The organism is Streptomyces sp. NPDC059917 (genome assembly GCF_042730635.1).
Lineage (GTDB): Bacteria > Actinomycetota > Actinomycetes > Streptomycetales > Streptomycetaceae > Streptomyces.
Genome location: NZ_JBHWLC010000031.1, coordinates 1 through 24004 on the forward strand (window position 1 = coordinate 1; position 24004 = coordinate 24004).

Sequence of the window (24004 nt, forward strand, 5' to 3'; positions counted from 1 at the left end):
ACAACTCCCACAAGCCGTCCGGCACCATCCGCTGCACAAGCCCAGTCGTCACCACACCAGACTGCCGCAAGATCACACCAAACGAAATGGCGTCTAACCAGGGCAGAATCCGAAGCGCGCGGGGTATGCCTGCCATGCGCTGCTGGCGGCTCTACGCCCGCCAGCCATCTGCGCCCCCCTGTCAGTGACGGCGGGACGTTGCACGAAGAGGCGTTGCGCGGGTGCCGGGCGCGGTGGATCCGCTGGCACGGAGTTGCTGCGGGCCGAGCTCCCGGCCCCGGGTCCGCCGGTCTAGCCTCGGATTCGGGCCGCTTCTCGGGTTGCCGACCACCGAGCAAGGCGCAGCAGGCGTCCCGGCGCGGTCTCGCCGCGCGGGGGTGTGCGGCCGGTCAGGGGAGGGTTGGGCCGGTGGTGCCGTTGAGGGCCGTGATGTCGCCGGTGATGTTTCCGTTGTTGCCCAGACCGGCGGCGCCGCCGGGGCGTCCGGGGCCGCCGTCGCCTCCCAGGAGGGTGCTGGCGGGGAGGGTGGGGCTGGTGATGGTGAGGTGGTCGTTGTTGCCGTGGCCTCCGTTGCCGCCTTCCTCGCCCTGGCGTCCGGCCCTGCCTCCGTTGCCACCGCGGATGTCCGCGGTTCCGGTGACCTGGGTGACTCCGTCGGTGCCGTGGCCTCCGTTGCCGCCTTCGCCGGCGGCACTGCCGTTCCCGCCGGGCCCACCGCTGATCACCGCCCGGTTGTCGGGGCTGGCGAGCAGGTAGATCTCGCTGTTGCTGCCGTCACCGCCCGCTCCGCCGTCGGCGTCCCAGTTGCCGGGCGACATCGCGCTGCCGCCAGGGCCGCCGCCGGCGATGACGGTGCCCTGGGCGCTGATGTAGCCGTCGTTGCCGATGCCGCCGGTGCCGCCGTCTCCCCTCTTGATCCCTCCCTCGCCTCCGCCGCCGCCGATGACGGTGATGTGGTCGATGCCGCCTCCGCCGAGGATGGTCCGGTTGTTGCCGTCCCCGCCGTTCCCTCCGCGATCGGTCACGTATCCGCTGTCGCCGTCGCCGCCCCTGACGAAGATGGTGTCGTTGCCGGGGCCGCCGTCGATGGTCCCGTCGTTGCCGATCTGGCCGTTGCCGCTCGGGGTGCCCGACGAGGTCTCGCCCAGGACGATGATCGTGTCGTTCCCGGGCCCGGCTTCGACGAACGTACCGCGCACGACGCCTTCCCCGCAGCGGATCGTGTCGTCACCGCTGGTGCCGTGGATCGTCGTCCCCGACACCTCGACGAAGTTGACGGTGCAGGTGATCGACGGGGCGGCCGATGCCTGGCCGGGTAAGGCGATGACCAGGCCGCATGCGGCAGCCAGGGCGGCGGTGGCGGAAACCGTGGCTCTCCACGGAGCGGAGTGCGCGGACGGGCGGCGTATGGACATCGGATTCTCCCCAAGACGGCAGGTCGGCGGGCATCTTCACCAGGAGAACCGCCCGCGCGACCGAGATCACCCCGATCGCATGATGCTCACTCCCCCGGTGAACGTCCGCCTACGCCGACGACGGGAACACTGGCCGAAGAAGATCGGCTTCACCCGCGACGCGCGGACCGAGATGTACGGCTTGCCGCCGATGAGCCCGCCGGGACTGCTCGTTCGCCAGCGTGCCTCGGTCGCCGTCCGCCGCGTCCGGGTCGCGCAGGGGGCGCAGGCGGCCCTCGGGCTGGGTGGGAGCGAAGGCGTAGCGGCCGAGCATCTCCCTAGGGCCGGTTCGAGCTGGACATGACCTCCCGCCTCGACCTCGTTGCCGCCATGGCGGCGACGGTGCCTGGCCCGCGCAGCGGCGAGCCGGTCGCGGCCCCGGCCTGACGGGCTACGCCGAACCGGCCGCCGCAGGTCGTGCCGGGCGGCTTCGGGCAGCCCGGAATGGGTGTGGAAGGGCTGGGCGGTGTTCAGCAGCGTCCGCCACAGCAGCCGGACCGCGTCGTCGTCCGGCTGCCCGCCGGCCAGTTCGCGCTACAGACCGTGCCCGGCGAGGTCGGCGGCTTGGCCCAGAGCGTCGGGGATGGGGAGCAGTTCGGCGACGTCGGCCGTGCCGCGCTGCCCGGCGAGCTGCCGAGCCACTTCCTCGGTACGGGCCTTCACGAATGCGGCGACGGCGCGGACGGTGTCGAGCACCAGGGCGGGTGCGTCGGTGATGCCCGGCCATGGGGACCAGCGCAGCCAGTCAGTGGCCCCCGGCTGTCCCCGCTCAAGCACAAGAATCTGAACGTGCTCGGCCGCTACAGCTTCACCGCCTCCCCGTCGGTCAGCGGACTGCGGCCCCTGCGTGCCCCGGACGACGTCGACCTTGATGACGATGACGACGGCGCAGAGGAGTGAATTCCCGGGCGCCAGAACGGCCCCGGTACTGCCCCTCGGGGGGGGAGGGCAGGGCCGGGGCCGACGGTTCGATCAGGCTAGCCGGGATTCTTGCCGGTCCTGGGATATCCCGTACTGCTCGGCGAAGTTTCGCCCGTCGTCAAGAGCGGGTCGCCAAGGGATGGCCGATGCTGGTGCTCACGCCTGGACGGGAGGTGATGATCGCGTCTGGGGTTACCTCGGAGGCGGGTGCGGGGCCGCCGGTGTCCGGCGGGCGCGTCCGGCTTCAAGCCGCTGTTGTCGGGTCCGCGGCTGCGGCGGCGTGGCGGTATTCGGCGTTGATGCGCTGGGCTTCTTCGAGCTGGTCTTCGAGGATGATGATGCGGCAGGCGGCCTCGATGGGGGTGCCCTGGTCGACGAGTTCGCGGGCGCGGGCGGCGATGCGCAGCTGGTAGCGGGAGTAGCGGCGGTGTCCGCCCTCGGAGCGCAGCGGGGTGATGAGGCGGGCCTCTCCAAGTGCGCGGAGGAAGCCCTGGGTGGTGCCGATCATCTCGGCGGCCCGGCCCATGGTGTAGGCGGGGTAGTCGTCGTCATCGAGACGGTCGAACGAGTCGTCTGCTGTCATTGCACCTCTCTCATGAAACGCGTGGAGGGGCCCTGGTGCCTATGGCACCAGGGCCCCGAAGGAACTGACTACACCATCTGCCGGCCCTGGAACTGCGCCGGCCTTCTGTGTCCGCGTGCCCGACCGGCATGCTGTCGGGGGTGCGGGGATCGCGGTTGCTTGACCGGAGACCACCTCGCTATCGATGTCCTGCGGTACCCGGGCTCCACATTCGGCCCGGGCGATCCTGATGGCGCCCAATTCCTCCGTTCGTCCCTCGGATGATCAACTGCTCAACTGCTGGTACTGCGACCTGCGTGTACTGCTTCACTCGGCACTGCTGGTACTGCGTACTGCATCTTTCTGTACTGCTCGTGGCCTGTCCGAGCGCCACGTTCCGGCAGCCAGCCCCGTCGCCCATCGTGCGTCTGCTCTGGCTTAGAACCCCGCTGCCGAACCTCCCGGTGCGCGCGTCCGCAGCCGACGCCTTCACCGAGGTGTTGCTCTCACTGACTTCACTGCGGGTACTGCACCACTGCGTGAACTGCGGTACTGCCTGCGGCGGCCCCTGATGACTGCGGGCCACCCGGTCCGGTAGTCAGTCCCGTCGCCGTCCCGCAACTGCTCTGGCTTCGAGGCTCCACCACCGCACCGTCCGACAACTGCACCTGCGGGTACTGCTTGCCCGGCAGTTCGTTTCTGCCAGACCTTGCGGTCTTTCTGGGCTACGAGAGAAACCATAACCGGACCACTGCCCAATGTCTACTCTGGCCGTCATAGATTTTCATGCGCGCAGTTCTGAGGTAATCGGGTGCGGTCAGGGTTGGACGGCTCAGGTCGGGGGGACAACGACGGGGCACGCAGGACTGGACACCGACCACAGAACCCGGAGCGCGTGATGACCACGACGAGCGCCGAGCACACGGCCCTTGGTTCCCTGTCCGCCGTCGCCGAGGCACGCCGAGCCGCCCGCGCGTTCCTTGGCGGTCTTGGGCAGCAGGCCCTCGGCCCGGAGCAGGCCGACACCGTGATCCTGGTGGTCTCCGAGCTCGTGACGAACGCCCTGCGCCACGGTGGCGGCTCCTACACGCTGCGCCTGACCGCCCACCCCGGCGGCATCGAGGTCGCCGTCGGGGATCGGAGCCCGCAGCCGCCTCGGGCGCGGACGCCCGACCTGGTCGAGGGGACGGGCGGATTCGGCTGGCATATGGTCAACGACCTCGCCCACCACGTCGCCGTCACGCTCACCACGGACGGCGGCAAGACCGTCCACGCCCTCCTCCCCCGGTAGCTCGCGGGGCCGCCGTACCGCTTCCCCGCGGGGCCGGCCGGGGCATGGCTGCGGCCGGACTGTTTACGGGCGCCTTCAGTGGCCATACGGGGTTGCGTAAGACGTTTCCATCGAAGAGGGAGTGATCAGCTGTGTCTGGTGAGCAGAAGGCCGAGGCGAAGGTTGAGCAGGGCAAGGGCAAGCTCAAGGAGGCCGCTGGGCGCCTGACGGGCAACGAAGAGCTGACCGCCGAGGGCCGTGCGGAGCAGGCCAAGGGCGATGCACGTGAGGCCAAGGAGAAGGTCAAGGACGTCTTCAAGCACTGAATCTCACACGTCAGGGCCGGGACCGCGGGAGCGGTCCCGGCCCTGACGTGTGTCCGGACCCGGTCGGTCAGGCGGCGACAGGCTGGGGGCGGCGCAGTTCGGCCTGGCCGAACAGGAGCGCGTAGCCATCGGGGAGGCGGGCCAGGAGGCGGGCGAGGAGGTCGGGGCCGGCGAGGCGGCCTGCGACGGTGAGGACAGCGCCGGTGTCCCAGCGGGCGGTCGCCGGGGTGGCGCCGGTGCGGGCGGCCAGGTCCTTGACGAAGCCCCATCCGGTGAGGTTTTCGGCGTCGGGGATCTGGGCGGTCAGGGTAACGGCGGCCTCGATGGGCAGGCAGTGGGCGAGGTCGTAGCATTCCTCGCCGGTGAGCTGCCGGCCGAGGGCGGCCAGGACCTGGTGGACGGCTTCTGCCGCGCGCTCCCGGGTGGGGTAGGCGCCCTCGTAGCGCACGCGCTCCAGCACCTGGTCGAACGTCATGACGGGAGCGGACGGGTGCGGTCGAGGCTGGTCGTACATGGCTGCGGTTGCCTTTCTCTGCGATGGATCCGGCGTCTGGCCGGTCGCGGTCAGGGACCTGGGGTCTGGGTTCTGGGGCAGGTGGGTCGGCGTTCAGGTGGGCTGGGGGTGGCTGAAGCGGAGGTCGTAACCCGGGGGCAGCTGGAGCAGGACCTCGCGGGCGAGGACGTCCCCGGCGGCGGCGGCCGCGGTGGACAGGACCGCGCCGTTGCCCCAAAGGGCCGGGCCGTCTTCTCGGTGGCGCCCTCTATCCAGGCCGCGGTCGCACGGACGAACCGCTCCGGCGAGAGCGGCTCCGCCGCCTGGAGGGGATTGAGGAGGATCAGGGCGTACGTCTCGGGCAGCCGTGCCGCGAGCTCGGCCCGGACGCTGCCGACCAGGTGGGCGCCCAGCAGCGCCAGGACGACGCGGGCAACACGGTCGGCTTCTTCCGGGGTCTCGTACTCGCCCCGTTCCTGGACGTGGGCCAGGAACGCTTCCCTGCGCATCGACATCACGTCACCTCCGACAAAGGGGTGAAGGGGGGCCAGGGGGTGCGGAGGGCGGGGTGCCGGAGGGGGAATCGGCGCTCCCCCGCCCTCCGCGGCCGGCCGATACGGGAGGGGTTAGCCGGAGATCTGCTTGCGGCTGGACTCGCCACCGATGCTGATCTTGCGGGGCTTGGCGCGCTCGGCGATCGGGATCCGCAGGGTCAGGACACCCGCGTCGTAGTCGGCGTGGATGCGCTCGGTGTCCAGGGTGTCCGCGAGGACGATCTGGCGGAAGAAGACGCCCAGGGGCCGCTCGGAGAGCTCCACCTTCACGGCGTCGGCCTTCGCGACCGGGCGGCGTTCCGCCTTCACGGTCAGCATGTTCCGCTCGACGTCGATGTCGATCGCCTCGGGGCTCACGCCGGGGAGGTCGAAGGCGATCACGTACTCCTCGCCCTCGCGGTAGGCGTCCATCGGCATGACCGACGGCTTCGACCACGTGCCCGAACTACCCGACAGCTGCTGGACGATCCGGTCCATCTCGCGGAACGGGTCAGTGCGCATCAACATCGCGAAACACCTCCAGTTGGTTCAGGCAGAAACTGCCAATGCGCTTCAACGCGCATTCGTTGTAACATGTCATCGAAACGATGACAAGCAAGGCGTCATCCAGAAGGTGACACCAGCTGGGAGAGCATCATGGCCGAGTCCGCCCCACCGCCACCACAGCCCTCCTTCCCCGCGGCCGCCGCGGCCCTGGAGGCCATCGGCCAGGCCCTCAAGGCCGCGCATCAGCCACCCTCGGGCACACCGGAGTCCGCGACGGAACCCCTGTCAGCGGCGGGTCCGGACCCCCTGGCCGCGCTGCTGATGCTGCGCGAGATCCGTGAGGAGCTCGCCGGGTGGGAGAGCGGACTGATCGAAACCGCCCGCGGACGCGGTGCGAGCTGGGCCGACCTCGCCGGACCCCTCGGAGTCGCCAGCCGTCAGGCCGCCGAACGCCGCTACCTGCGCCTGCGCCCCGGCACCGCTGGAAGTACTGGTGAACAGCGCGTCCAGGCCACGCGCGACACGCGGGCCGCCGACCGGTCCGTGACCGCCTGGGCTCGTGGCAACGCGGCCGACCTGCGCCGGCTCGCCGGGCAGGTCACCTCCCTCACCGGCCTCCCGGCCGGCGCGGAAGACGCCGTCGGCGACCTGAACCTGGCCCTCGCCGACAACGACGCGGCCCGCCTCGTTCGCCCGCTGACCGACACCCGGCCACACCTGCGCCCCCAAGACGCCGAGCTCGCAGACCGCATCGACGCCCTGACCCGCCACACCGACCAACTCCGCCAGGACACCCACGACCAACGCAGCACGTGACCCCCACCCTTGAACCCTCAACCGGCGAGGCGCCCAGGGCGGAGCCGCCGACTCCTTCCGGCGCGATCAGCCCGATGGCGATGCACGCCGCAGCGTCGTAGTCGGCGCTCCGCGCCTATATCCGCTCGCATCCGAGAGCCGACCGAAAGAGGGCTAGGGCTCCGAGACCGGGAAGGCGGTCAGAACATGATTCCTCACCTGGACGTCGACGTCACCACGTGCTCCGGCCGGACCGTGGTCACCCTCACGGGCGCACTCGACATGGACACCGTCCCGTACGTCACCGAGACCACCAACGCCATAGACCTGACCGGCCAAACCATCGTGATGGACTTCGCTGGCGTCACTTTCATGGATTCCAGCGCCATCAACCTCCTGTGCGCCCTGCGCCGCCGCGCACTGGCCGCAGGCTCAGCCCTGCAGGTGCGCGGCCTGCGCGAGCAGGGGCTGAGGGTACTGGACCTCACCGGCACCAAGGACCTGTTCCTGCCCCCGAGCCCGGCGGCCGACCCTTCGTCCCCGCGGTGAACGCGGAAGGCAGGCACCAGATCGTGAAGAGCCCCCGGGGAAGCGCGCAATCGCGATGGTTGGGAGCCTGTGAGCGGGGAACGCGAGCAGGCCCGGGGGCTTCTTGACGCCCTCGCCCCGCCCCGACACGGACGCCGGGGCGGGTAGCGGCATGGTGGAGGCCCGGGTCGAGCGGGTGCAGCAGGCGGTAGCGAGCCTGGCCGTCATCGCGGCCACCACCCGCACCCGTCTGGGGCGCCTGGCAGGCGGCTACACCGCCGTCCTGGCACCCGCCATGCTCTGGCTCGACAAAGGCTCCGGCGGTCGCATCCCCAGCGCGCGCTACCTCGTCGAAGCCGAGGCCGTCCTCGAAGAACTCGGCCGCTCCCTCACCGCCGTGTACGACCTGTAGCCGGCGCGTGCGGGGTGTCTAGGTGTGGACGCGGCTGTTGGCTCCGTCGCGGCCGTCCGCGTGCGCCTCGTCGAACCAGTAGTCCCCGGCCGCGAGGTAGCGGAAGGAATGCGCGGTATGCGCGGCCAAAGCCACGCTTGCAGCGCGTGTGCCGTCACCACGCTCGATGAGCGGGTGCGCGGCGGGGTTCCAGTGGTTGAAGTCCCCGACCACGCTCACCGGCCCGTCCGGAGTATCCGCCGGCAGGACGAAAGTGACCTGCGTACCGCCCTTGAGCTTCTTACGTTCGAGCACGACAACTCCAACCTCAACAACACGAAGAAGGCAGGGAACGAGCCCCGCATCCTTACCCTCTTCCGTGCCCGCGCCCCGAGATGCGGCCGCGCGACACAGCCGGTTCCACCCATCCGGTCCTGGGCAACGGACCCCGCCCCAGCCCCCACAACACGGCAGGCACCGCCCCTTCCACCGCGCACCGACCGTCCAGCGCCACTGCGACCCATCTCGAATAGACCGGAGGGACGTCAGGATCGCCGACGAGGTGGACCACCAGGCCAGCACGGACGAGGTGACCCACCGCCGAGACGGTCACCCCGGGCGCCGGCCCGCCTCCTCCAGCACGGCGACCGTGTTGTCGACCTTCGCCTGGGTGGTGTCCGCGAACACGAACGCGAGGGCCTGACGGGGCGGTCACCAGCTCAAGACCGCGTAGCCGGTGCCTCCCTCGGCGCCGCTGGTGTTGTTCTTGCCGCTGGAGCCGCCTACCGCGCCCTGGCCCGCGGTTGCCGGGATGTCCGTGGGCAGGTCTGCGCCAGTGCCGCGCTTGCCGGCGGCGCCCCCGGATCCGCCGGCCGGCTTTTCGGCGTTACCGCCCGCTGCGCCGGCGGCCCCCGCCTTACCCGATCCGTAGACGTCGAACTGGTCTTGGGGAGCACCGCCCACCGGAGTCACGGCAATCCACCCTGCGCAGTGGTAGCCGCCGCCCCGGCCACTCGTCGGCCGCCCCCGCCCGCGCCTCCGACATGCAGAGTGATCGCCGACCCCTCCTTGATGCCCGACAGGGTGCACTTGACCAGCCCGGCGGCGCCGCCACCACCGCCGCCTCCGCCCGTGCCGTACATCTCGCTGTAGAGACCGGCACCGCCGCCGCCCCCGCCACCACCGACGAGAACGATCGTCATTTCGCTCTTGCCGTTGGGCAGGCTGACCGAGTAACTGCCCGGCTTGTCGTAGATCTTCGTATTGGAGTCGGCCTGTGCCGGACCGGAAGTGAGCCCGCCGGTCAGCAGGGCCGCCGCCATGACCGCGCCGGCGGCCCTCCACTGAAACTTCGTCATGATGCCCGTCCTGTGAGTGCCACTGAGCCTTCATGATCACCAAGCCTGCGCCTCAATCAGTCCGATCCGGCGCCAGTTCACACAAACGAGGATCTTGCAGACAACTGTTGCCGAGGCAGGGTGACGGCGTGAGGTCCGGTCTGCTCCAGCACGCTCCGTGACTCGGTATCGGGGCTGCCAACTACCGGTCGGAGCCGCCACGTATCGATCAAGGTCGCATCAACCGAGAGGAGGGAGATTTCTCCCCCTCAGCGCCGGACTCTGTCCACACGGGCCTCGTTCGAGCATCAGTTCGTGGCCGTCGTGAACCGCGCGGCGGCCCGGACCGCTGGACGGTATGGCAGTCATGGCCCGGCTGTCGCCCGCCCATGAACTTTGATCATGCGGGTCCCCAAGGAACCGCACCTCTCCCTTGGGGCCCGCGGAACTCGGCCAATTCGTGCAACGGCCAGCGGCGAGCGGTCGGTGCCGGTACGTTGCCCGCCATGACGAGCCCTGCCCTGGATCGCCGTCCGAACACCCACCCCACCTCCAATCCCCCCAAGCCTCGGCCTGACACCGCTCCCACCCGGCCGGACAAGAACCCGCCCTTCCCGCCCAACCCGCCGCAGCCCCGGACCTGAACGTGACGGTCGACCGCGTGGGGAAGCACCCCTACGAGGAACTCCCCGAAGCCGTTCGCCAGGCCATCGACGACCATGTCGGCCTCAACTGCCCGCGGGCCGACATCGACGTCGGAACGGCCTCGGCGCTCACGTCGCTGTTCTTCCCGCCGGGCGCGCAGAAGGTGTTCGTCAAGGGGCTGCCGCTGGATCACGAGCGAGTGGACGAGTTGAAGGCGGAGGAGGCCGTGAACGCCTTCCTCCCGGGCTGCGCGCCGAAGCTGCTCTGGCGGGTGGAGGCAGGGGGGTGGCTCCTACTCGGGTTCTACGGAGCGACCGCGACCCCATGGGCGTGGTACGCGGCCGAGAGCCAGCACCTGGAGCCGATCGCCGCCGTCCTGTCCGAGTTGAGCGGACACCCGGCCCCCGAGAGCGGCCTGCCGACGGCATGGGACCGGTGGAGCGACTACTGCGATCCCGCCGACGAACCACTCCTGACCGGTGACCGACTCGTACACTCCGACCCGGCGGCCTCCAACTTCATGATCGAACCGGACGGCCGCGCCTGGTTGACCGACTGGTCCTGGGCGTTGCGCGGTCCGGCATGGGTGGATGCCGCGCTGTGGGGGTTCCGGCTGATCCTGGACGGCTGGCAAACCCCGCAGCAGGCAGCCACCTGGGCGCGGACCATCCCCGCCTTCGCGCAAGCCCCCCGGGAATCGGTGGCGATCCTCACCGAGGCCGAAGCCCGCGCCTGGGAACACATGCAGGAGCACGGCATGGCGGAACTGGAGGAGACGATCCAAGCGGCACGAGCCTGGGCCGGCTACTGGGCTTCACCCTGAAAGACCTCCTGCGCGGACGCCAGTGCCCCGTCCCAGCCAGCATGCCCGGCTACCGGATGCACCACGGACCTGCCGCCCCGCGCCGCGTCGAACTGCTTGCTCGTCACGCTGCTGTCCTCTCGTCGAGCGGACGGACTGGCCTCGCGGGTGCCCGCCGTGCTGTCCGGCACCTGCGGATGCCCTCGGCGCCGTCATCGCGTGGTCTGCGGCCCGGATCCCAGCGTTCGGGCGGCTGCGGCGGAGCGCACCTCCTCCAGGGTGGTGCTCTGCCGCTCGGCGCGTACCAGCAGTACGTCGAGGTCGGCGGCGCTGAGCCGGCTGTCGGTCTGGGCCAGTGCGCGCAGGGTGCGCCAGCAGGCTGCCTTGCCGTGGACTCCCGTCAGCATCGCTTCCGCTTCCAGGACGTCGCTGAGCGGGGAGCGGGAGAAGAGGTGTCCGTTGGTCTTGAGGCGGCCTGCCTTCTCCGCCAGCCAGCCCGCTGTTGTCTTGGGCTGGCTGGTCGAGATGTCCAGGTCCGTCATGATCGTGGCCAGTGCGTCGCGGTCCTCGTCGACCTGGTCGGCGAGGTCGGCGAGTACGCGCCCGTCCTGTTCGTCTTTGCGGGCGTCCGCGGCGCGACGGAACAGTTCCAGGCCGCCGGTGGCGGCGGCGTAGTGGTCGCCCAGGTAGATGGCCAGGAGTTCGGCGTTCTCGGGGTCGGTGTCCGCTGTTGCGGGCTTCGCCCGCATTTCGCGGGCGACCGATACGCCGAGTTCGCTCCAGCTGTCCTCGAACGTGGTCAGCCCCTCGCGCTCCAGGGTGTCGGTGACGTCGGTGAAGTCGATGCCGACCCGTTCCAGCGCGGCGAAGTGGGCCTTGGCGGCCATGAAGTCCTCCACGGTAGGGGCGTGCGCGGGGAGCGTGCCGTGGTCGGCGAACGCGGCCAGCGTGGCGCCGGGCATCGTGTTGACGGTGCCGGCGATCACGAGCTCGTGGACGTACATCGTGTCGGGGTACAAGGGGTTCTTGACGCCGGTGGAGGCCCACAGCGGGCGCTGGGTACGGGCTCCCACCGCGGCGAGCCGCTGCCAGCGCGGGTCCACGAGCATCTGCTCGTAGGCCTGGAAGGCGAGGCGCGCGTTGGCGACCGCGGCCTTGCCCTTGAGCACCAGCGCCTCGGTCGTGCCGATGGCGTCGAGGCGGCGGTCGACCTCGACGTCGACGCGGGAGACGAAGAAGGAGGCCACCGAGTGGATGTCCGCCAGCTCGCGGCCTGCGGCCTGGGCCTGCTCCAGGCCTCGGAGGTAGGCGTGCATCACGTCGCGGTAGCGGTCCAGGGAGAAGATCAGGGTGACGTTGACGCTGATGCCCTCGGCGGTGACCGCGGTGATCGCGGCCAGCCCGGCGTGGGTGGCCGGGATCTTGATGAACAGGTTCGGCTGGTCGACCGTCTCCCAGAGCTTGCGGGCCATGGCGACGGTGGAGTCGACATCCTGCGCCAAGCGCGGGTCGACCTCGATCGACACCCGCCCATCGACCCCTGCGGTCCGCTCGTACACGGGGCCCAGGACATGACAGGCGTGGCGGACATCGTCGGTGGTCAGGGTGAAGACGGCGTCGTCGACGCTGCTTCCCTCCTGGCCCAGGCTCCGCAGCTGCTCGTTGTAGCGGTCGCCCTTCGACAGGGCCGAGGCGAAGATCGTGGGATTCGTGGTGACCCCCACGACGTGCTTGTCCGCGATCAGCCTCTGCAGCTCTTTGCCCGCGAGGAGCTCCCGGGACAGATCGTCGAGCCAGACCGATACCCCGGCCGCCGACAGGGCGGCGAGCGGGCTGAGTTCAGCGGAAACGGGCATACGGGACCTCCAGAGCGGTACGGCGCCGCGCACGCTGAGGATGTCCTCGCCCTGGAGGGCGGGCTGTCGGCGGCGGCACTCGCACGGTGGTTCTCTCCCCGCCTGCCCGGATCGCCCCGCAGCAAGCGCGATACCCGAAACGACCGGCTTGATGGCCGACGACCACGGCCAAGGCGCCCGCGAGGAGCCGTGCGGGCAAGCCTTGGGAGGCCCATACGTCTCGGGGGGGAGGTTTGGTGTGCCGCAGCAGGCCGGAACCTTGGTTGCCCTGCCCCGGAGGGGGGACTGCGGCACGCCCGGCTTATGCCCCCATCCCCCTCACGCATGCCCCGCCGACCTTCGTCTCGTTGATCAAAGCGGGTGCCCGCCGCGAGACCCGCCGGGTTCGGGGTGCGGCAATCCGTGGGCCTGCCGCTGGCCGGCAGTTCGGCTCTCTTTCACCGGTCGATCGGCGTATGGGAATGAGCTTCGCGGGAGACTCCATCGCGAGGGCGACTCGTTGTGCATTCGGTGCGCCGCGCGAACGCGAAGAAATGAACACGGGCGTTGCGCGCGGGGTCTGTGACGCGTCGCCCTCCCCACGGTGCGCGGGGAGGGTTTGAACCCTGTGGAGGCTGATGTGGCGCGTGAGCGGATCGGACTGGCGGAGGTCTTGGCTGCCGCGGAAGCGGCCGCACCGGTGAACTCCCTGGATGTCGTCGCCCGCAACCTGCGGGACCGGTTCCAGGCCCGCTACGTGTCGTTCCTGCTCGTCGACATCGTCGGCCGGCGGCTGCTGCGCGTTCACAGCACCGCCTCCGTGGAGCGTGAGGACCGGGCCGCGCAGATCCCGCTCGCGGGCAGCAGCGTCTACGACGAGGTGCTGCGCGGCCAGAAGCTCGCGCTCGCCGCGGATGGCGAGCAGGGGCAGCGCGTCCTGGCGCCGGTGACGAACCGTGGCGACACCATCGGCGTTCTGGAGCTCTTCCTGCCCGAGGTCACGCCGGAGGTGCTGGTGCAGGTGGAGGAGGCCGCGCACGCGCTGGCGTACATCCTGGTCACCGACCGCAGGTTCACCGACCTCTACCACTGGGGCAACCGCACCACGCAGGTGAGTCTGGCGGCGGAGATCCAGCGCCAACTCCTGCCCGCCGCAGCCGCGTGTGAGGCCCCGCAGTTCACGCTCGCCGGGGCCCTGGTACCCGCGTCGTCGATCGCCGGGGACACCTACGACTACAGCCTCGACACCGAAACCCTGCACCTGTCGATCACCGACGCCATGGGCCACGACGTCGACGCCTCCCTCATGGCCACCCTCCTGGTCAACGCCTCCCGCGGCGCCCGCCGCGCCGGGGAAGCCCTCGCGGAACAGGCCCGCCAGGTCCACCAGGCCCTCCTCGACCACGGGCGTCAGACGATGGCGACGGGGCAGCTCCTGCGCATCGCCCTCGACGGCAGCAGCGCCCAGCTCATCAACGCCGGCCACCCCTGGCCCCTGCTGCTCCGCGAAGGTGCGGTCACGGAACTGCGGCTCGCCGTGAACCTGCCGTTCGGCTGCACCTCCATGAACGGCGCCTACACGGTGCAGGACCTGGACCTGCGGTCTGGTGACCGGCTTCTCCTCTACACAGACGGCATGCAGGAACGCGATGCGCAGAGCGTCGACCTGGCCGCTCTGCTGCGCAAGACCGCCGCCGAGCACCCGCGCGAGGTCGTGCGCACCCTGGTCGGCGCGGTCAGCGACGCCTACGACGGCCGGCCGCCGAAGGACGACGCGACCGTCCTGTGCCTGGACTGGCACGGCCCCAGCGAAGCCCCCTGGACGACCACCTGACCCACATGGGCGAACAAGACCAGCGCGGGCGGGCCAGACGAGGGTGAGGGGCCACAGCGGGGGCAGGCGCCCAGTACGCCCCAATCTAGGGATGGAGACTTCGTGGTTCCGCCGACGCTCGTCCTGGACCGGCCCGTGCCCCGCACCCACCGGCCCACCACGGCAGCACACGCGGCGCCACCGACACCTTCCTCCAGCACGCCACCCAGCTCCGGCCGCCCGCCCAGCCCGAGTACACCGACGCTGTCCGCCTGGTCGTCACCGAGCTCGTCACCAACGCGATCCGCCACACCGACGGACCCGCCACCCTCCACCTCGAACTCCACGACGACCACATCAAGATCCGCGTCAGCGACACCAGCCCCACACCCGCACAGCCCCGCACGCCCCGCACCGACGGCACCGGCGGCTACGGCCCGCACCTCGTCCAGCGCCTCACCACGCACACCCACACCGAACCCACGCCCGACGGCGGCAAGACCATCTGCGCCCACGCCCCCTGGTAGGCCCGAGCAGCATGCCCCGTTCGTGGCCGTGCACTTGGAGGAAGTCCTTGGCCGGGGGCGGCCTGGCCTTCGCGGCGCGGGCGTGACAGGCTCGAAGGACAACCAGCCTGGTCTGGTGGGAGACCCCGCGCCGCCGGGAGGCCGCCGAAGTGGCCGGTGGAGGGTGCGGGTGGTCTCGCTCGGCTTTGCCCGGCCCGAGTTGGCCGTGCGCTTGACGGCCTTCTCCGCCCGAATCCGGGAGTCGACCGTAATGGGCTCCGATTCGATGGGCGGATTAGACGACCATGAACCCCACCCCGAACATCAACACCGTCACGTCCAAAGACCCCGGACCGTCCTGGTCATCACCGGCTCGCTGGACATGGACACCGTCCCGGACGTCACCGCGGCCACCGACGCGCTCACCCTGAACGAACGCACCCTCATTCTGGACTTGTCGGCCGTCACCTTCATGGACTCCAGCGGCCTCAACACCCTCCTCACCCCCCGCAACCGCATCGAAGCCGACCACGCTGCGTTGGAGCTGCGGGGTGCCCCTGACCAGGTTGTGCGCCTCCTGGACATCACCGGCGCCCGAGACCTCTTCACCCTCACCCCCTAAGCCACGCCCGCCCTGACGGGGCACAGCACAACGAGGTCTGGGGGTCGGAGCGCCGGAGCCTGCTTGCTCTGCACGCCGTACCCGCGTCTGCTTGCGGTCCTGTGGCTGGGGTAGGCGCAGCGTATCGATCAGCCCGGCCGGGAGAGTTCCTCGTCTACCTGGTGGCCGCGATCCGGTGGCTACCCGCGGATCTTCCCCGGCTGTGCGCGGCACCGGTCGCGCGCGTGACGTCCGCACCCCTGGCGGGTGCAGGCGTGATGGGATCCCAGAGAGCAGCGGGCCGCGGGCCGCGCCATGGGCCTCAACGACTTCGCTGTCAGCGTCACCGAGCAGCCGGAGCGGGCCGTCGTCTGCGTGTGCGGCGACCTCGACTACGAGACCTGCCCCCAGCTGCTCCGCGTCGTGGACATGCTCGTACTGCCCGACCGGATCCTGGTCCTCGACCTCGCCCGCGTCACGTTCATCGGGACCTGCGCCCTCCACGTCCTGCTTGCGCTGCGCGCCCGCGCCATCGAGGAGGAATGGACCCTCGATCTCGCCGGCGCCCCCGAGCAAGCGCAGCACGTGTTCGACCTCACCGCCACCCGCCACCTGTTCACCCTCATCCCCGCCCTTGCGCCAGCCCGGCCCTGACATGCCCGGCACGCGGTACGGGAACGGGCCCAGCGCCGCCACGGTGGCAGTGGGCCCGTTTCCCGGCGTACTCGCCGAGATCAGAGGGCGGGCGGGAACCTGTCCCAGGCCCGGTGCTCGGCCAGGGCGGCGGCGACAGCCCTGACTACGGACATGCCTTCCCCGCCCAGGGCGACGCCCGGCTCATCTCTGATGGCTCCTCTGCGGCGGGTTTCACGGCAGGTGTGCGCGAGCGGTGCGTTCTGCGGGGGCTCGTCAGGCCAGTGGGCGCGCGACCACGCCGGAGACCGCTTCTTGGCCGCCGCTGGTGGCCAGGATGCGGACTTCTGCCTGGTCGCTGATCTCCGCCTGGACGATGCCCGTTGCGTCCTCGTAGACGGGGTGGCCTCCCGGCCCGGTCCTGCTGGTGCGGGAGACCTCTACGAGGTCCGCGCCGCCCTCACCGCCCGGGAAGGCCAGTTCGTAGCGGTCATGGGGTTCGTCTGGCCCGGCAGGGTTCACGGCCGGGCGCGGCAGCGTCGCTGGACCGCTTGTGCGGGAGCGGCTTCCCGGCGGATTGGCTTCGCGCACTCGCTCGGGGTCGCTCGGCGGGGCCGTCGACCCCGTGCCGACCCGGGAAGGAGCCCCAGGCGGGCGGCCATGGTCGTCGGCGGGGGCGCCCTCGTGCGGCAGCAGCAGAGCCGCCGCTGGATCACTGGATGTGGCCGTTCCTTGTCCTGGGGCTGTCTTGCTCATCGCCTGTCCTGTTCCATGCGAAGGATGTTCCCCGGGGTCTTGCTCGACGCAGGTGTCGCGGTGCTTGCCGCTGGTCAATGGCCAAGAGCCTCTTGCAGTTGCCGCTTGTTCATGTGCGAGCGGCCCTCGACGCCCTTCGCCCGGGCTTCGCGGCGCAGTTCCGCCGTGGTGTGGTGGGAGGAGCCCTCCGCACCGTCGCCAGCGGTATCGGGGTGAAGGACGACCTTGGTCCAGCCGTCGTCCCGGTTGTCGAAGTGCTCATAGGCGGAAGGGGCCTCGTCGAGGCCGAGTTCATGGGAGACGAGGAAGCCTGGTGCGGCTTTGCCGCCGACGATCAGGTCGCGCAGGGCCCGGTTGTAGCGCTTCACCGGGGCTTGGCCGGTGCCGATGCGCTGGCCCTTGAACCAGAGCATGCCGAAGTCCAGCGGGATCTTGCCCTGGGCTTCGAGCTCGCCTTGTGCTTCGGCGCCGCCGGGATCTTCGGGCAGGAACACCCCGACCACGCCGATACCGCCGGTGAACCGGACCGTGTCGATGAGGCCGTTCATGGTCAAGGTGGCGTCTTCCTGGCCTTGGGGGTCGTGGGCCTGGTAGCCGACGCATTCGCAGCCGTTGTCCGCGCCCAGTCCGAGGGTGGCTTCCTTGACGACCTCAGCGGGATCCTGGTCCGCGGTGTTGATGGCGATGGCGCCGATCTCTTCGGCGAGACGGAGCCGGTCGGGCTGGTGGTCGGCGACCCAGACCCGGCCGGCGCCCTTGAGGATCGCCGAATAGGCGGCCATGAGGCCGACCGGGCCGGCGCCGTAGACGATGGTCTGGTCACCGGGCTTGACCCCGGCCATTTCGGTGGCGTGGTAGCCGGTGGGGAAGATGTCGGCCAGCATCACGTAGTCCAGCTGCCGCTCGGCGGCGTCCTCGCCCAGGCGCAGGGCGTTGAAGTCGCCGTACGGGACGCGCAGTAGCTCTGCTTGGCCGCCCTGGTAGGGGCCCATCTCGGCGAAGCCGTACGCGGCGCCGGCCATGTCCGCCTTGGGCTGCATGGTCAGGCAGTAGTTCGTCAGGCCCTGCTCGCACTGCTTGCAGAAGCCGCAGGCGATGTTGAAGGGCAGGACCACCCAGTCGCCTACCTGGACCTTGCTCACGGCCTTGCCGACCTCGACGACCTGGCCGAGGTTCTCATGCCCCAGAGTTCGGCCCGTTTCGAAGGAGGTCCGCCCCTCGTACATGTGGAGGTCCGAGCCGCAGATGTTGGTGGTGGTGATCTTCACCAGGATGTCGCAGGGGTGCTCGATCCTCGCGTCCGGGACGTCCTTGACCCTCACCGTTCGCGGTCCTTCGTACACTGCCGCTTTCATGATCTTCCCTACCGGCGGCCGACGGCCGTGTTCCACGGCGGGGCGGCGCCTTGCTGGGCGGCGGCGCGGAGGCGGATCGACAACGAGGTGGCGTCCGCCTCCGCGGAGTCGTGCGTCTCTCCCGTCCCGTCTACCCCCGCCCTGGCATGTCACCCGTCCCAGACGGCTGCCCCTGCAGACGGCCGACAGCCTGAAGGCTCAGCTCTTGGCACTCGGGACGGCCAGAGGCTCGGCAGGGGCCTTCTTCTTCGCCTGCTCCATCTCTTCGCCGAGTTCGGTGAGACGGTTGCGGCCCATGGCCTTGCGGACCTCGGGGAACCACTCCTTCTCCTCCTCCTCGACGTGATGACGGACGTTCTCGATGAGGACGGTCATCTTGGCGTCGAAGCGCTCGTCGGCCGCGTCCAGGCCCTTGAGCTCGGAGAGCATCCACAGCACGACATGGTGCTCCTCGACGCTCTCCAGCACGTGGTCCTTGGTCGCGGGAGCGGCCTCGCGAGCAGCCGGGTAGAAGATCTTCTCCTCGATCCAGGTGTGCGTGGTCAGCTCGTCGATCACCTTGTCAGCGATCTTCCGCTTCTCCCCGTGCGCGTCGTCGCCGGCCTTCTCAAACTGCTTGAACAGCTTCTCGACCGTCTTATGGTCTTCCTTGAGCAGAACGATCGCGTCCACCGGGTCCTCCTTGCGTTGGCCTGCCAGGCAGCGCGAGTGCGGCACCCCGACCCCGTCTACCCGGGATGAAGCGGCGCAGCCCGCCACCAGCCCAGGGATGGACCGGACGCGCCGACTGCCTACGCCATCCGCCCAGTCTCCAGCACAAGCCCCCGGCACCGGGGCGGCCGGTCGGGGGAGCCCGCAGCAGCCCAGCCCGCGCCACTGCACGAGAGGCGGGTGAGGCGCTGCCGCTGACGCCGCTGCCTGCCAGTCGGCCGCCCGCTTCCGCCGTGGTGGTCGTGCTCGAGGACAGCCTGTCGGCGCCGCTCACTCGCCGGGAGCAGCCCAGCGTGGTGAAGCCGAGGGGCGGGCGCGGCGGCGCGTACGGTGCGCAAGTCGGGCCCAAGCGCCGCGACGCGGGCGACTCGGCTATCGGCCGAGCAGCAGGAGCGGCTGGCTGAGCTCGGCGTGAAGCCCGACCAGATACCCCTTTCCCGCGCCCGCGCCGGACCGCAGACCGAGGGGGTCGGGCATGGCACAGCAAGCGTTCCAACGCGGCCTCGCCGCCCTATGCCCGGCTGGAGTCGACCTCCGCCCGTTCGCCCTGCAGGAGCATCTGCCGATCCAGCAGGGTCGCCAAGGCCCGGCGGCGGCCCAGCCGAACCGGCTTCGCCGTACTTGCCCCGCCACTGATCGGCGCGCTTCAGCAATCGAGGAGCGTGGCGGCACGGCAACCGCGTCGGCCATGGCGCAGGCCCCGCGCGCGGGCTATGAGCAGACGCTGGTTCGCGGCGCCGACGGGCTCCAGTACATGTCGTGTGTTCCGGCCTGCTGTACCTCCCGCGCGCACGACCGTAACCGCGGGTGGCCGCCACCGGCTGACGGCTACGGCCCTGCGTGCGCGCATCGGAGCCGGGGGGGTGCGGCCGGATCAGCTGAAGACGACCGACCGGAACTTCAGCCGCTCGCCACCGCGGCCCGTGAGGATGCGCAGCGTGAAGTAGTCACCCGAGCAGTCCGGTTCGGTGAAGACCGTCGCCGTCGCGGTGGTCCGGTTGTGCGGGGAGTGCGCGGGCTGCTGGGAGTTCGGGTCGGCCGCCTCGGCGATGGTGATGCACTCGCCGCTGTCCGGGTCGAGCAGGGTTCGGTGGTGGGTCCGCCCGTCCAGGCCGACGTAGGAGTACTCGAACAAGCCCGTGGCGGCGGAGGCCGAAGACGGGACAGCCAGCAGGAGCGTGAACGCGCCGAGAACGGCCACGGAAGCACGACGAAGACGCATAGGGGTACCTCCTCGGAAGGACTACAACGTGCGACCACCACCCTTGCGGCCACCCCGATCCGAGGTCACCCACCACCACGCGCGGAATCGATTCAGCCTCACCCGTACAGAGCCCGCAACCCACCAACACCCGCGCCGGCCCCGGGGAGAAGCTCGTGGCCAGCAACGCGGCCGACGGCCGCCCACACGATGACCCCCGCCGACCACCGGCACGAAGGCCAGGCGGTCGGCGGGGAGCCTGAGACGCTAGAGCTTCACCGATCAGAGACCGGGCTCCGCCTCGTCGACCCTGATGGCGAACTCCACCCGGTTGTTGGCCTCGTTCCGGTCATCCCGGCTGTGCACCGCGAACCTGCCCTGGAGGACCGCACCCGGTACCAGATCCTGGTCCAGCTCGATCGGGATGACGGCGGTGGCACTGCGCTGCGACCTGAGCCCCGCCGGGAACTCGCACCGCACATGGCGGCCGTTCCCGGACACCTCGCAGTCCTCGGGGAAGAAGGGCTCCTTGGCCTTCGTACCGCGCGGCAGGTCGATCCTGATGGTCATCGGGGAGTTGGTCGTCTCCGGACCAAGGTTGGCGGTGAACGCATGCAGCGAGGTGTCACCGCCGGGAGGGGCGGCATCCGGGTCGATCCGTACCGCCTCCAGGTCCGAATGGGAGGGTGCGGCGACCGCCGCGTGCGGCGCTGGCTGGGGCTGCGCCCACGCGGGACCTCCCACCAACAGCGCCGCCGCGCCCACCACTACAGCGATCCTGTACCGGATCATCATGCTCACGAACCGTCACCACACCCTCACACTCCGCGGACTGTACGCACGCCATGGTGGCGACCCCCACACGAGCGACCTGGGCGCCGCCACCACGACCACCCCCACATCACCCATCCGCACCGCATGATGCCGCCGAGGCGGTGGACCAGGACCCAGCTGCCGCCGAGGCGCGGCGGCGGCGAACGCGTGGGCTCCGCGGTGCGTCCGTTATGCCAGACGACTTCGCCGGTGCGGCGCCAGGTCCGGGGCTAGGGGCGCCGAGGTCCTGGTCGACGACGGTGCCGGTGAGCACGCGGGCGGCCGCGTCGGGGGTGGCCAAGAGGCCTCCGGCCGAGAGGATCGCGCTGTCCGTGGCCGGCCCATACCGGCCAGCCCCGCCCCGGCCATCCAGGCCCTGTCAGCCAGGGACAACGGTCCCCGCAACGCAGAAGGGACCGCACAGCGGTCCCCAGACCAACAAGGGGGTTGACCAGCTATCACCCCACCCCCCGGTGCCCACACGCGCTTCCTTCCTCCACGCGCTCTCTCGGCCGTCGCCCGTCTCACTGCCGTCGGCGCCACACGCCGAACACCCACGCCACCGCGGCGACGATCCAGCATAGGACCCCCACCGAGGACAGCAGCCAGCCCAGAGCCGAGCCCGGCGGAGCGACCGCGGCCAGCACCAGCAGACACACCCCCACGAGCAGCCCGACCACCGCCGCCGGCGGGACCACCGGGCCGGGCGGCGGCGCGTCGACCATCCGGCGCAGCTCCCGCGCCTGCCGCGCCCGGAACCCCCGCGCGCTCAGCTCCGTCGCCGACCACCCCCGATGCGCAAGGCCCCGCAGGCCCGGATCGAAGCGGCCCAGATCCCCAAGGACACGGGGCAGCAACTCCTCCTCCAGACGGAGCCGCGCGAGACCCCGCACCTGCCAGGTGCCGCTCGCGCACCACCCGCCGTCGTACGTCACCGCCCACGCCCAGTAGGTCACCGGCTCCCCGAACCCCTCCCCCACCGGGTCCCCGAACACCCCACACCCCCTCGTCGTCCATGACCGGCCCAACGACGCCGCTCCCGCGCAGCCACGCCCCCGCGCGCACCCCCGTCATCCCGGTTCCCTTCGCTCAGGCGCCGGGCCTGATGCTTGGTAGCGGCCCCGTCATCCGGGTACAGGAGCCGCCCCAGTCAGCATCTATGCCCCGCACCGTTGGCAGTCCGGCCGGCTGCGAGGCACAAGCGCGCCTCGGGATCGCCAAGGAGCGCCCCAACGCGACCGTCGTCTACGAACTCGTCCCTGATCGCAACCTCAACGCAGGCGAGAACCGCCGCTCTGGCCTGCGCCACGCTCACGGACGGCTGATCACCCGCGCCCGCGGGCAGGGGTGATCAGCCGTAGTGGCTCCAGCCCCCGTAGCGGGCCAACAGCGCGCGGGAGTCGCCCACGTTCAGCCCCAGGGCGGCGGCCACCTTCTCCGGGTCCTCCCCACGAGCGTCATGGGCGGCCCCGTGCGCGGCGCGCGCGGCGATCAGTTCCAGGGAGCGGGCGGCTTTGAGGGCGGCGGTCGGTGTGTCCCGGCCGAGTCGTTCGATCGTCGCGGCGACGTCCTGGAGGAGTGTGTCCAGGTCGGTGGGAAGGGGGACGGTGGTGGCCGCGACCGCTGCGAGGTGCCGGTCCCAGTCGTCCTGGCACTCCCCTGCCCTCTCCGCGCCGTATTCGCCCAACGGGAGATCGCCGGCCGTCGTCCAGTCCACGGCGCGGGGCTCGCCCCGCCAGCCGCACGAGCACTCCCCCTGCAGAGCATGCGCCCGAGGACGCTTCGGGAAGGCTCCGCCGTCGTAGACGGACCAGTGGCTGACCTCCCAACCGTAGCCGCCGGAGCTGGAGTCGATGTACACCGGCTTGGGGATGCTTCCGTCGTCCAGCAGCGTCCCGACCCGGCCCTCGTGGGACTTCCCGTACTCTCCACCTCTCGTCGTTGTCCACCAGCACCTCCCGAACCACACCGTGAGTGGAGATTCCCGCTCCTGGACAGACGGTCTCGCACCTTGAGCGGCGGCTGTGGCGAATCTGCGAAATCCGCCTCCCTGAAGGGGTACTTCGACGCGCGGAGGTTGGCCGTCGCCTGTGGCGCGCCTGCGCTCACGCGATCTCGCTTCGGGATCGGGACCTCGTCGTCCAGCGCCCACGACCCGTATGACGGACCGGGTCCATCACCAGGTACAGCGCAGCATCGCGATGACGGTGGCGTCGTCAACCACGGAGGGCGCCCGCCAGCCGTCGACGGCGACATGCTCGCCGTCGCACTGCGCTGCCGCGACACAGGCGAACCGGTCACCGCGATCGCCCGACACCTCGGTGTCGGGCGCTCCACCCTGTACCGGACGCTGTCCGCGTACGACGAAGCCACCGCCACGAGGCCTGAGGAGCCACCGACTGACCGCTGACGCTTTCCTGCCGCCGGACAGGGTTCGCGACGACGCGGAGGTCGTAAAGCGCCTCGTTGGTGAAGGGGCCCGCGGGTACTCCGGTTTCCCGTCCAGCGTGGTCAAGGCAGGACCCCGCGTCGGACACGTTGGGTCCTGAGGTCCTGCCCTGTTGATGGGGGGGGGTTCAGGTGGTGGTGGGGAGGGTGGCGACGAGGGTGACTTCGAGGCCGTTGGGGTCGAAGAGGGATCCGTAGCGTTCGCCCCAAGGGGCGTCCTGGAGGGGGCGTCGGGGTGTGCCTCCGACTTCCAGGAGGGCGTTGTAGAGGTCGTCGACTTCGGCGGGGGTGTCGCTGTAGAAGACCAGGCTCTGCCGTTCGTGGGTGCGGGGGGCCGGGCTGCGCCAGTCGGCGTCGAATCCCTGGTAGACGCCTTCGGTGTCGAAGGCGATGACCACGCCGGGGGCGATCGGGACTTCGACGTGGTCCTGGGCGTCGGCCGCTTCGGGGATGTCCAGTCCGAGGCGGCGGTAGAACGCCAGCGTCTTGGGGACGTCGGCCGCGATGATGTTGATCAGTCCGAGTTTGGTTGCCATGCCCGAAATTGGACCAGCCGATATCCGGCCCTGCACGTCGGCACGGCGAACGGCCCCCACCACCCCGGTCGGGCGGGGGGGCATCCGCCGCACGCGCGCCCCTGCGGCCTTGGCGTGCCGTCGCCGATGGCGCCTCCAGGGTGCGGGACCCGGGGCGCGGTGATCCCCTGGAAGCGCCTCCGCTGCGAGCCCGGCGCGCCACCAGGTCCCTGGAGTGCTGCGCCCGTTCTGC

General features: G+C 70.6%; 27 protein-coding genes and 2 pseudogenes. 12 read left to right on the forward strand and 17 right to left on the reverse strand.

What is annotated here, in order from left to right; translation table 11 throughout:
- Positions 1-389 precede the first annotated feature (389 nt).
- The gene (locus ACFWAR_RS19320) at positions 390-1415 is read right to left on the reverse strand and encodes a hypothetical protein (protein WP_385778652.1); all 1026 of its coding nucleotides are present in this window, start codon (positions 1413-1415) and stop codon (positions 390-392) included.
- Positions 1416-1904: 489 nt separating this feature from the next.
- Between ACFWAR_RS19320 and ACFWAR_RS19325 the strand changes: the two genes are divergently transcribed.
- A complete protein-coding gene (locus tag ACFWAR_RS19325) occupies positions 1905-2354 on the forward strand; it encodes a hypothetical protein (protein WP_385778828.1) in 450 nt (149 codons plus the stop codon).
- 265 nt (positions 2355-2619) lie between these two features.
- On the opposite strand, the gene ACFWAR_RS19330 is transcribed toward ACFWAR_RS19325, so the two are convergent.
- Positions 2620-2958 (reverse strand): MerR family transcriptional regulator, encoded by a 339-nt coding sequence (locus ACFWAR_RS19330; RefSeq protein WP_385778654.1) that lies wholly within the window; start codon positions 2956-2958, stop codon positions 2620-2622.
- 877 nt (positions 2959-3835) lie between these two features.
- Between ACFWAR_RS19330 and ACFWAR_RS19335 the strand changes: the two genes are divergently transcribed.
- Together ACFWAR_RS19335 and ACFWAR_RS19340 are read left to right on the forward strand one after the other, a co-directional pair.
- Positions 3836-4228 (forward strand): ATP-binding protein, encoded by a 393-nt coding sequence (locus tag ACFWAR_RS19335; protein ID WP_385778656.1) that lies wholly within the window; start codon positions 3836-3838, stop codon positions 4226-4228.
- A gap of 131 nt (positions 4229-4359) precedes the next feature.
- On the forward strand, positions 4360-4533 hold the full coding sequence (locus ACFWAR_RS19340; RefSeq protein ID WP_385778658.1) for a CsbD family protein: 174 nt from the start codon (positions 4360-4362) through the stop codon (positions 4531-4533).
- A 67-nt stretch (positions 4534-4600) separates the two neighbouring features.
- Here the strand turns inward: ACFWAR_RS19340 and ACFWAR_RS19345 are convergent, their stop codons facing one another.
- The 3 genes and pseudogenes from ACFWAR_RS19345 to ACFWAR_RS19355 form a co-directional block, all read right to left on the reverse strand.
- The gene (locus tag ACFWAR_RS19345; RefSeq protein WP_385778660.1) at positions 4601-5047 is read right to left on the reverse strand and encodes a DUF2267 domain-containing protein; all 447 of its coding nucleotides are present in this window, start codon (positions 5045-5047) and stop codon (positions 4601-4603) included.
- A 93-nt stretch (positions 5048-5140) separates the two neighbouring features.
- Positions 5141-5541: pseudogene (locus ACFWAR_RS19350) on the reverse strand (DUF2267 domain-containing protein).
- 111 nt (positions 5542-5652) lie between these two features.
- Complete coding sequence (locus ACFWAR_RS19355) at positions 5653-6087, reverse strand: Hsp20/alpha crystallin family protein (protein ID WP_385778662.1); 435 nt, start codon at positions 6085-6087, stop codon at positions 5653-5655.
- A gap of 129 nt (positions 6088-6216) precedes the next feature.
- On the opposite strand from ACFWAR_RS19355, the gene ACFWAR_RS19360 reads away from it, so the two are divergent.
- The 3 genes from ACFWAR_RS19360 (at position 6217) to ACFWAR_RS19370 (ending at position 7801) form a co-directional block, all read left to right on the forward strand.
- Positions 6217-6882 carry an HSP18 transcriptional regulator gene (locus ACFWAR_RS19360; RefSeq protein ID WP_385778664.1) on the forward strand — a complete coding sequence of 222 codons (666 nt, stop codon included), beginning with the start codon at positions 6217-6219 and terminating at the stop codon, positions 6880-6882.
- Positions 6883-7068: 186 nt separating this feature from the next.
- On the forward strand, positions 7069-7410 hold the full coding sequence (locus tag ACFWAR_RS19365) for an STAS domain-containing protein (RefSeq protein ID WP_385778666.1): 342 nt from the start codon (positions 7069-7071) through the stop codon (positions 7408-7410).
- 103 nt (positions 7411-7513) lie between these two features.
- Positions 7514-7801 (forward strand): hypothetical protein, encoded by a 288-nt coding sequence (locus tag ACFWAR_RS19370; protein ID WP_385778668.1) that lies wholly within the window; start codon positions 7514-7516, stop codon positions 7799-7801.
- A gap of 18 nt (positions 7802-7819) precedes the next feature.
- Here the strand turns inward: ACFWAR_RS19370 and ACFWAR_RS19375 are convergent, their stop codons facing one another.
- The 3 genes from ACFWAR_RS19375 to ACFWAR_RS19385 all read right to left on the reverse strand — a co-directional run bounded on the left by ACFWAR_RS19375 (position 7820) and on the right by ACFWAR_RS19385 (position 9138).
- On the reverse strand, positions 7820-8095 hold the full coding sequence (locus ACFWAR_RS19375) for an isoamylase early set domain-containing protein (protein ID WP_385778670.1): 276 nt from the start codon (positions 8093-8095) through the stop codon (positions 7820-7822).
- A gap of 396 nt (positions 8096-8491) precedes the next feature.
- Positions 8492-8752 carry a hypothetical protein gene (locus tag ACFWAR_RS19380; RefSeq protein ID WP_385778672.1) on the reverse strand — a complete coding sequence of 87 codons (261 nt, stop codon included), beginning with the start codon at positions 8750-8752 and terminating at the stop codon, positions 8492-8494.
- Entirely contained in the window at positions 8749-9138 is a 390-nt protein-coding gene (locus ACFWAR_RS19385) for a hypothetical protein (protein ID WP_385778674.1), read from the reverse strand. Before ACFWAR_RS19385 ends, ACFWAR_RS19380 begins: the two co-directional genes overlap by 4 nt.
- A gap of 640 nt (positions 9139-9778) precedes the next feature.
- Between ACFWAR_RS19385 and ACFWAR_RS19390 the strand changes: the two genes are divergently transcribed.
- Complete coding sequence (locus ACFWAR_RS19390) at positions 9779-10585, forward strand: aminoglycoside phosphotransferase (protein WP_385778676.1); 807 nt, start codon at positions 9779-9781, stop codon at positions 10583-10585.
- A gap of 191 nt (positions 10586-10776) precedes the next feature.
- Here the strand turns inward: ACFWAR_RS19390 and tal are convergent, their stop codons facing one another.
- Entirely contained in the window at positions 10777-12420 is a 1644-nt protein-coding gene (tal, locus tag ACFWAR_RS19395; RefSeq protein ID WP_385778678.1) for a transaldolase, read from the reverse strand.
- Positions 12421-13039: 619 nt separating this feature from the next.
- Here tal and ACFWAR_RS19400 point away from each other — a divergent pair.
- The 4 genes and pseudogenes from ACFWAR_RS19400 (at position 13040) to ACFWAR_RS19415 (ending at position 15973) form a co-directional block, all read left to right on the forward strand.
- Positions 13040-14233: a PP2C family protein-serine/threonine phosphatase gene (locus ACFWAR_RS19400; protein WP_385778680.1), complete on the forward strand. Its 1194-nt coding sequence runs from the start codon at positions 13040-13042 to the stop codon at positions 14231-14233.
- 230 nt (positions 14234-14463) lie between these two features.
- Positions 14464-14739, forward strand: a pseudogene (locus ACFWAR_RS19405) (ATP-binding protein); the annotation flags it as partial.
- A gap of 265 nt (positions 14740-15004) precedes the next feature.
- Positions 15005-15340: an STAS domain-containing protein gene (locus ACFWAR_RS19410; RefSeq protein ID WP_385778820.1), complete on the forward strand. Its 336-nt coding sequence runs from the start codon at positions 15005-15007 to the stop codon at positions 15338-15340.
- Between the two features lie 294 nt (positions 15341-15634).
- Positions 15635-15973, forward strand: a complete 339-nt coding sequence (locus tag ACFWAR_RS19415) for an STAS domain-containing protein (protein ID WP_385778682.1) — start codon at positions 15635-15637, stop codon at positions 15971-15973.
- 255 nt (positions 15974-16228) lie between these two features.
- Here ACFWAR_RS19415 and ACFWAR_RS19420 read toward each other — a convergent pair whose 3' ends face one another.
- The 7 genes from ACFWAR_RS19420 to ACFWAR_RS19450 all read right to left on the reverse strand — a co-directional run bounded on the left by ACFWAR_RS19420 (position 16229) and on the right by ACFWAR_RS19450 (position 22649).
- Positions 16229-16474 (reverse strand): DUF6296 family protein, encoded by a 246-nt coding sequence (locus ACFWAR_RS19420; RefSeq protein WP_385778684.1) that lies wholly within the window; start codon positions 16472-16474, stop codon positions 16229-16231.
- Positions 16475-16782: 308 nt separating this feature from the next.
- Entirely contained in the window at positions 16783-18063 is a 1281-nt protein-coding gene (locus ACFWAR_RS19425; protein ID WP_385778686.1) for a glutathione-independent formaldehyde dehydrogenase, read from the reverse strand.
- 198 nt (positions 18064-18261) lie between these two features.
- Positions 18262-18735 (reverse strand): hemerythrin domain-containing protein, encoded by a 474-nt coding sequence (locus ACFWAR_RS19430; protein ID WP_385778688.1) that lies wholly within the window; start codon positions 18733-18735, stop codon positions 18262-18264.
- A 913-nt stretch (positions 18736-19648) separates the two neighbouring features.
- Positions 19649-19996, reverse strand: coding sequence for a hypothetical protein (locus ACFWAR_RS19435; RefSeq protein ID WP_385778690.1), 348 nt, complete (start codon positions 19994-19996; stop codon positions 19649-19651).
- A gap of 261 nt (positions 19997-20257) precedes the next feature.
- A complete protein-coding gene (locus ACFWAR_RS19440) occupies positions 20258-20776 on the reverse strand; it encodes a hypothetical protein (RefSeq protein ID WP_385778692.1) in 519 nt (172 codons plus the stop codon).
- Between the two features lie 536 nt (positions 20777-21312).
- Positions 21313-21783, reverse strand: coding sequence for a hypothetical protein (locus ACFWAR_RS19445; protein ID WP_385778694.1), 471 nt, complete (start codon positions 21781-21783; stop codon positions 21313-21315).
- Positions 21784-22139: 356 nt separating this feature from the next.
- Positions 22140-22649, reverse strand: coding sequence for a hypothetical protein (locus ACFWAR_RS19450; protein WP_385778830.1), 510 nt, complete (start codon positions 22647-22649; stop codon positions 22140-22142).
- Here ACFWAR_RS19450 and ACFWAR_RS19455 point away from each other — a divergent pair.
- Positions 22554-23198, forward strand: coding sequence for a helix-turn-helix domain-containing protein (locus ACFWAR_RS19455; protein WP_385778696.1), 645 nt, complete (start codon positions 22554-22556; stop codon positions 23196-23198). The two genes, ACFWAR_RS19450 and ACFWAR_RS19455, sit on opposite strands and share 96 nt — an antisense overlap.
- Before the next feature lie 166 nt (positions 23199-23364).
- Here the strand turns inward: ACFWAR_RS19455 and ACFWAR_RS19460 are convergent, their stop codons facing one another.
- Positions 23365-23772 carry a VOC family protein gene (locus ACFWAR_RS19460; protein ID WP_385778698.1) on the reverse strand — a complete coding sequence of 136 codons (408 nt, stop codon included), beginning with the start codon at positions 23770-23772 and terminating at the stop codon, positions 23365-23367.
- Positions 23773-24004 lie beyond the last annotated feature (232 nt).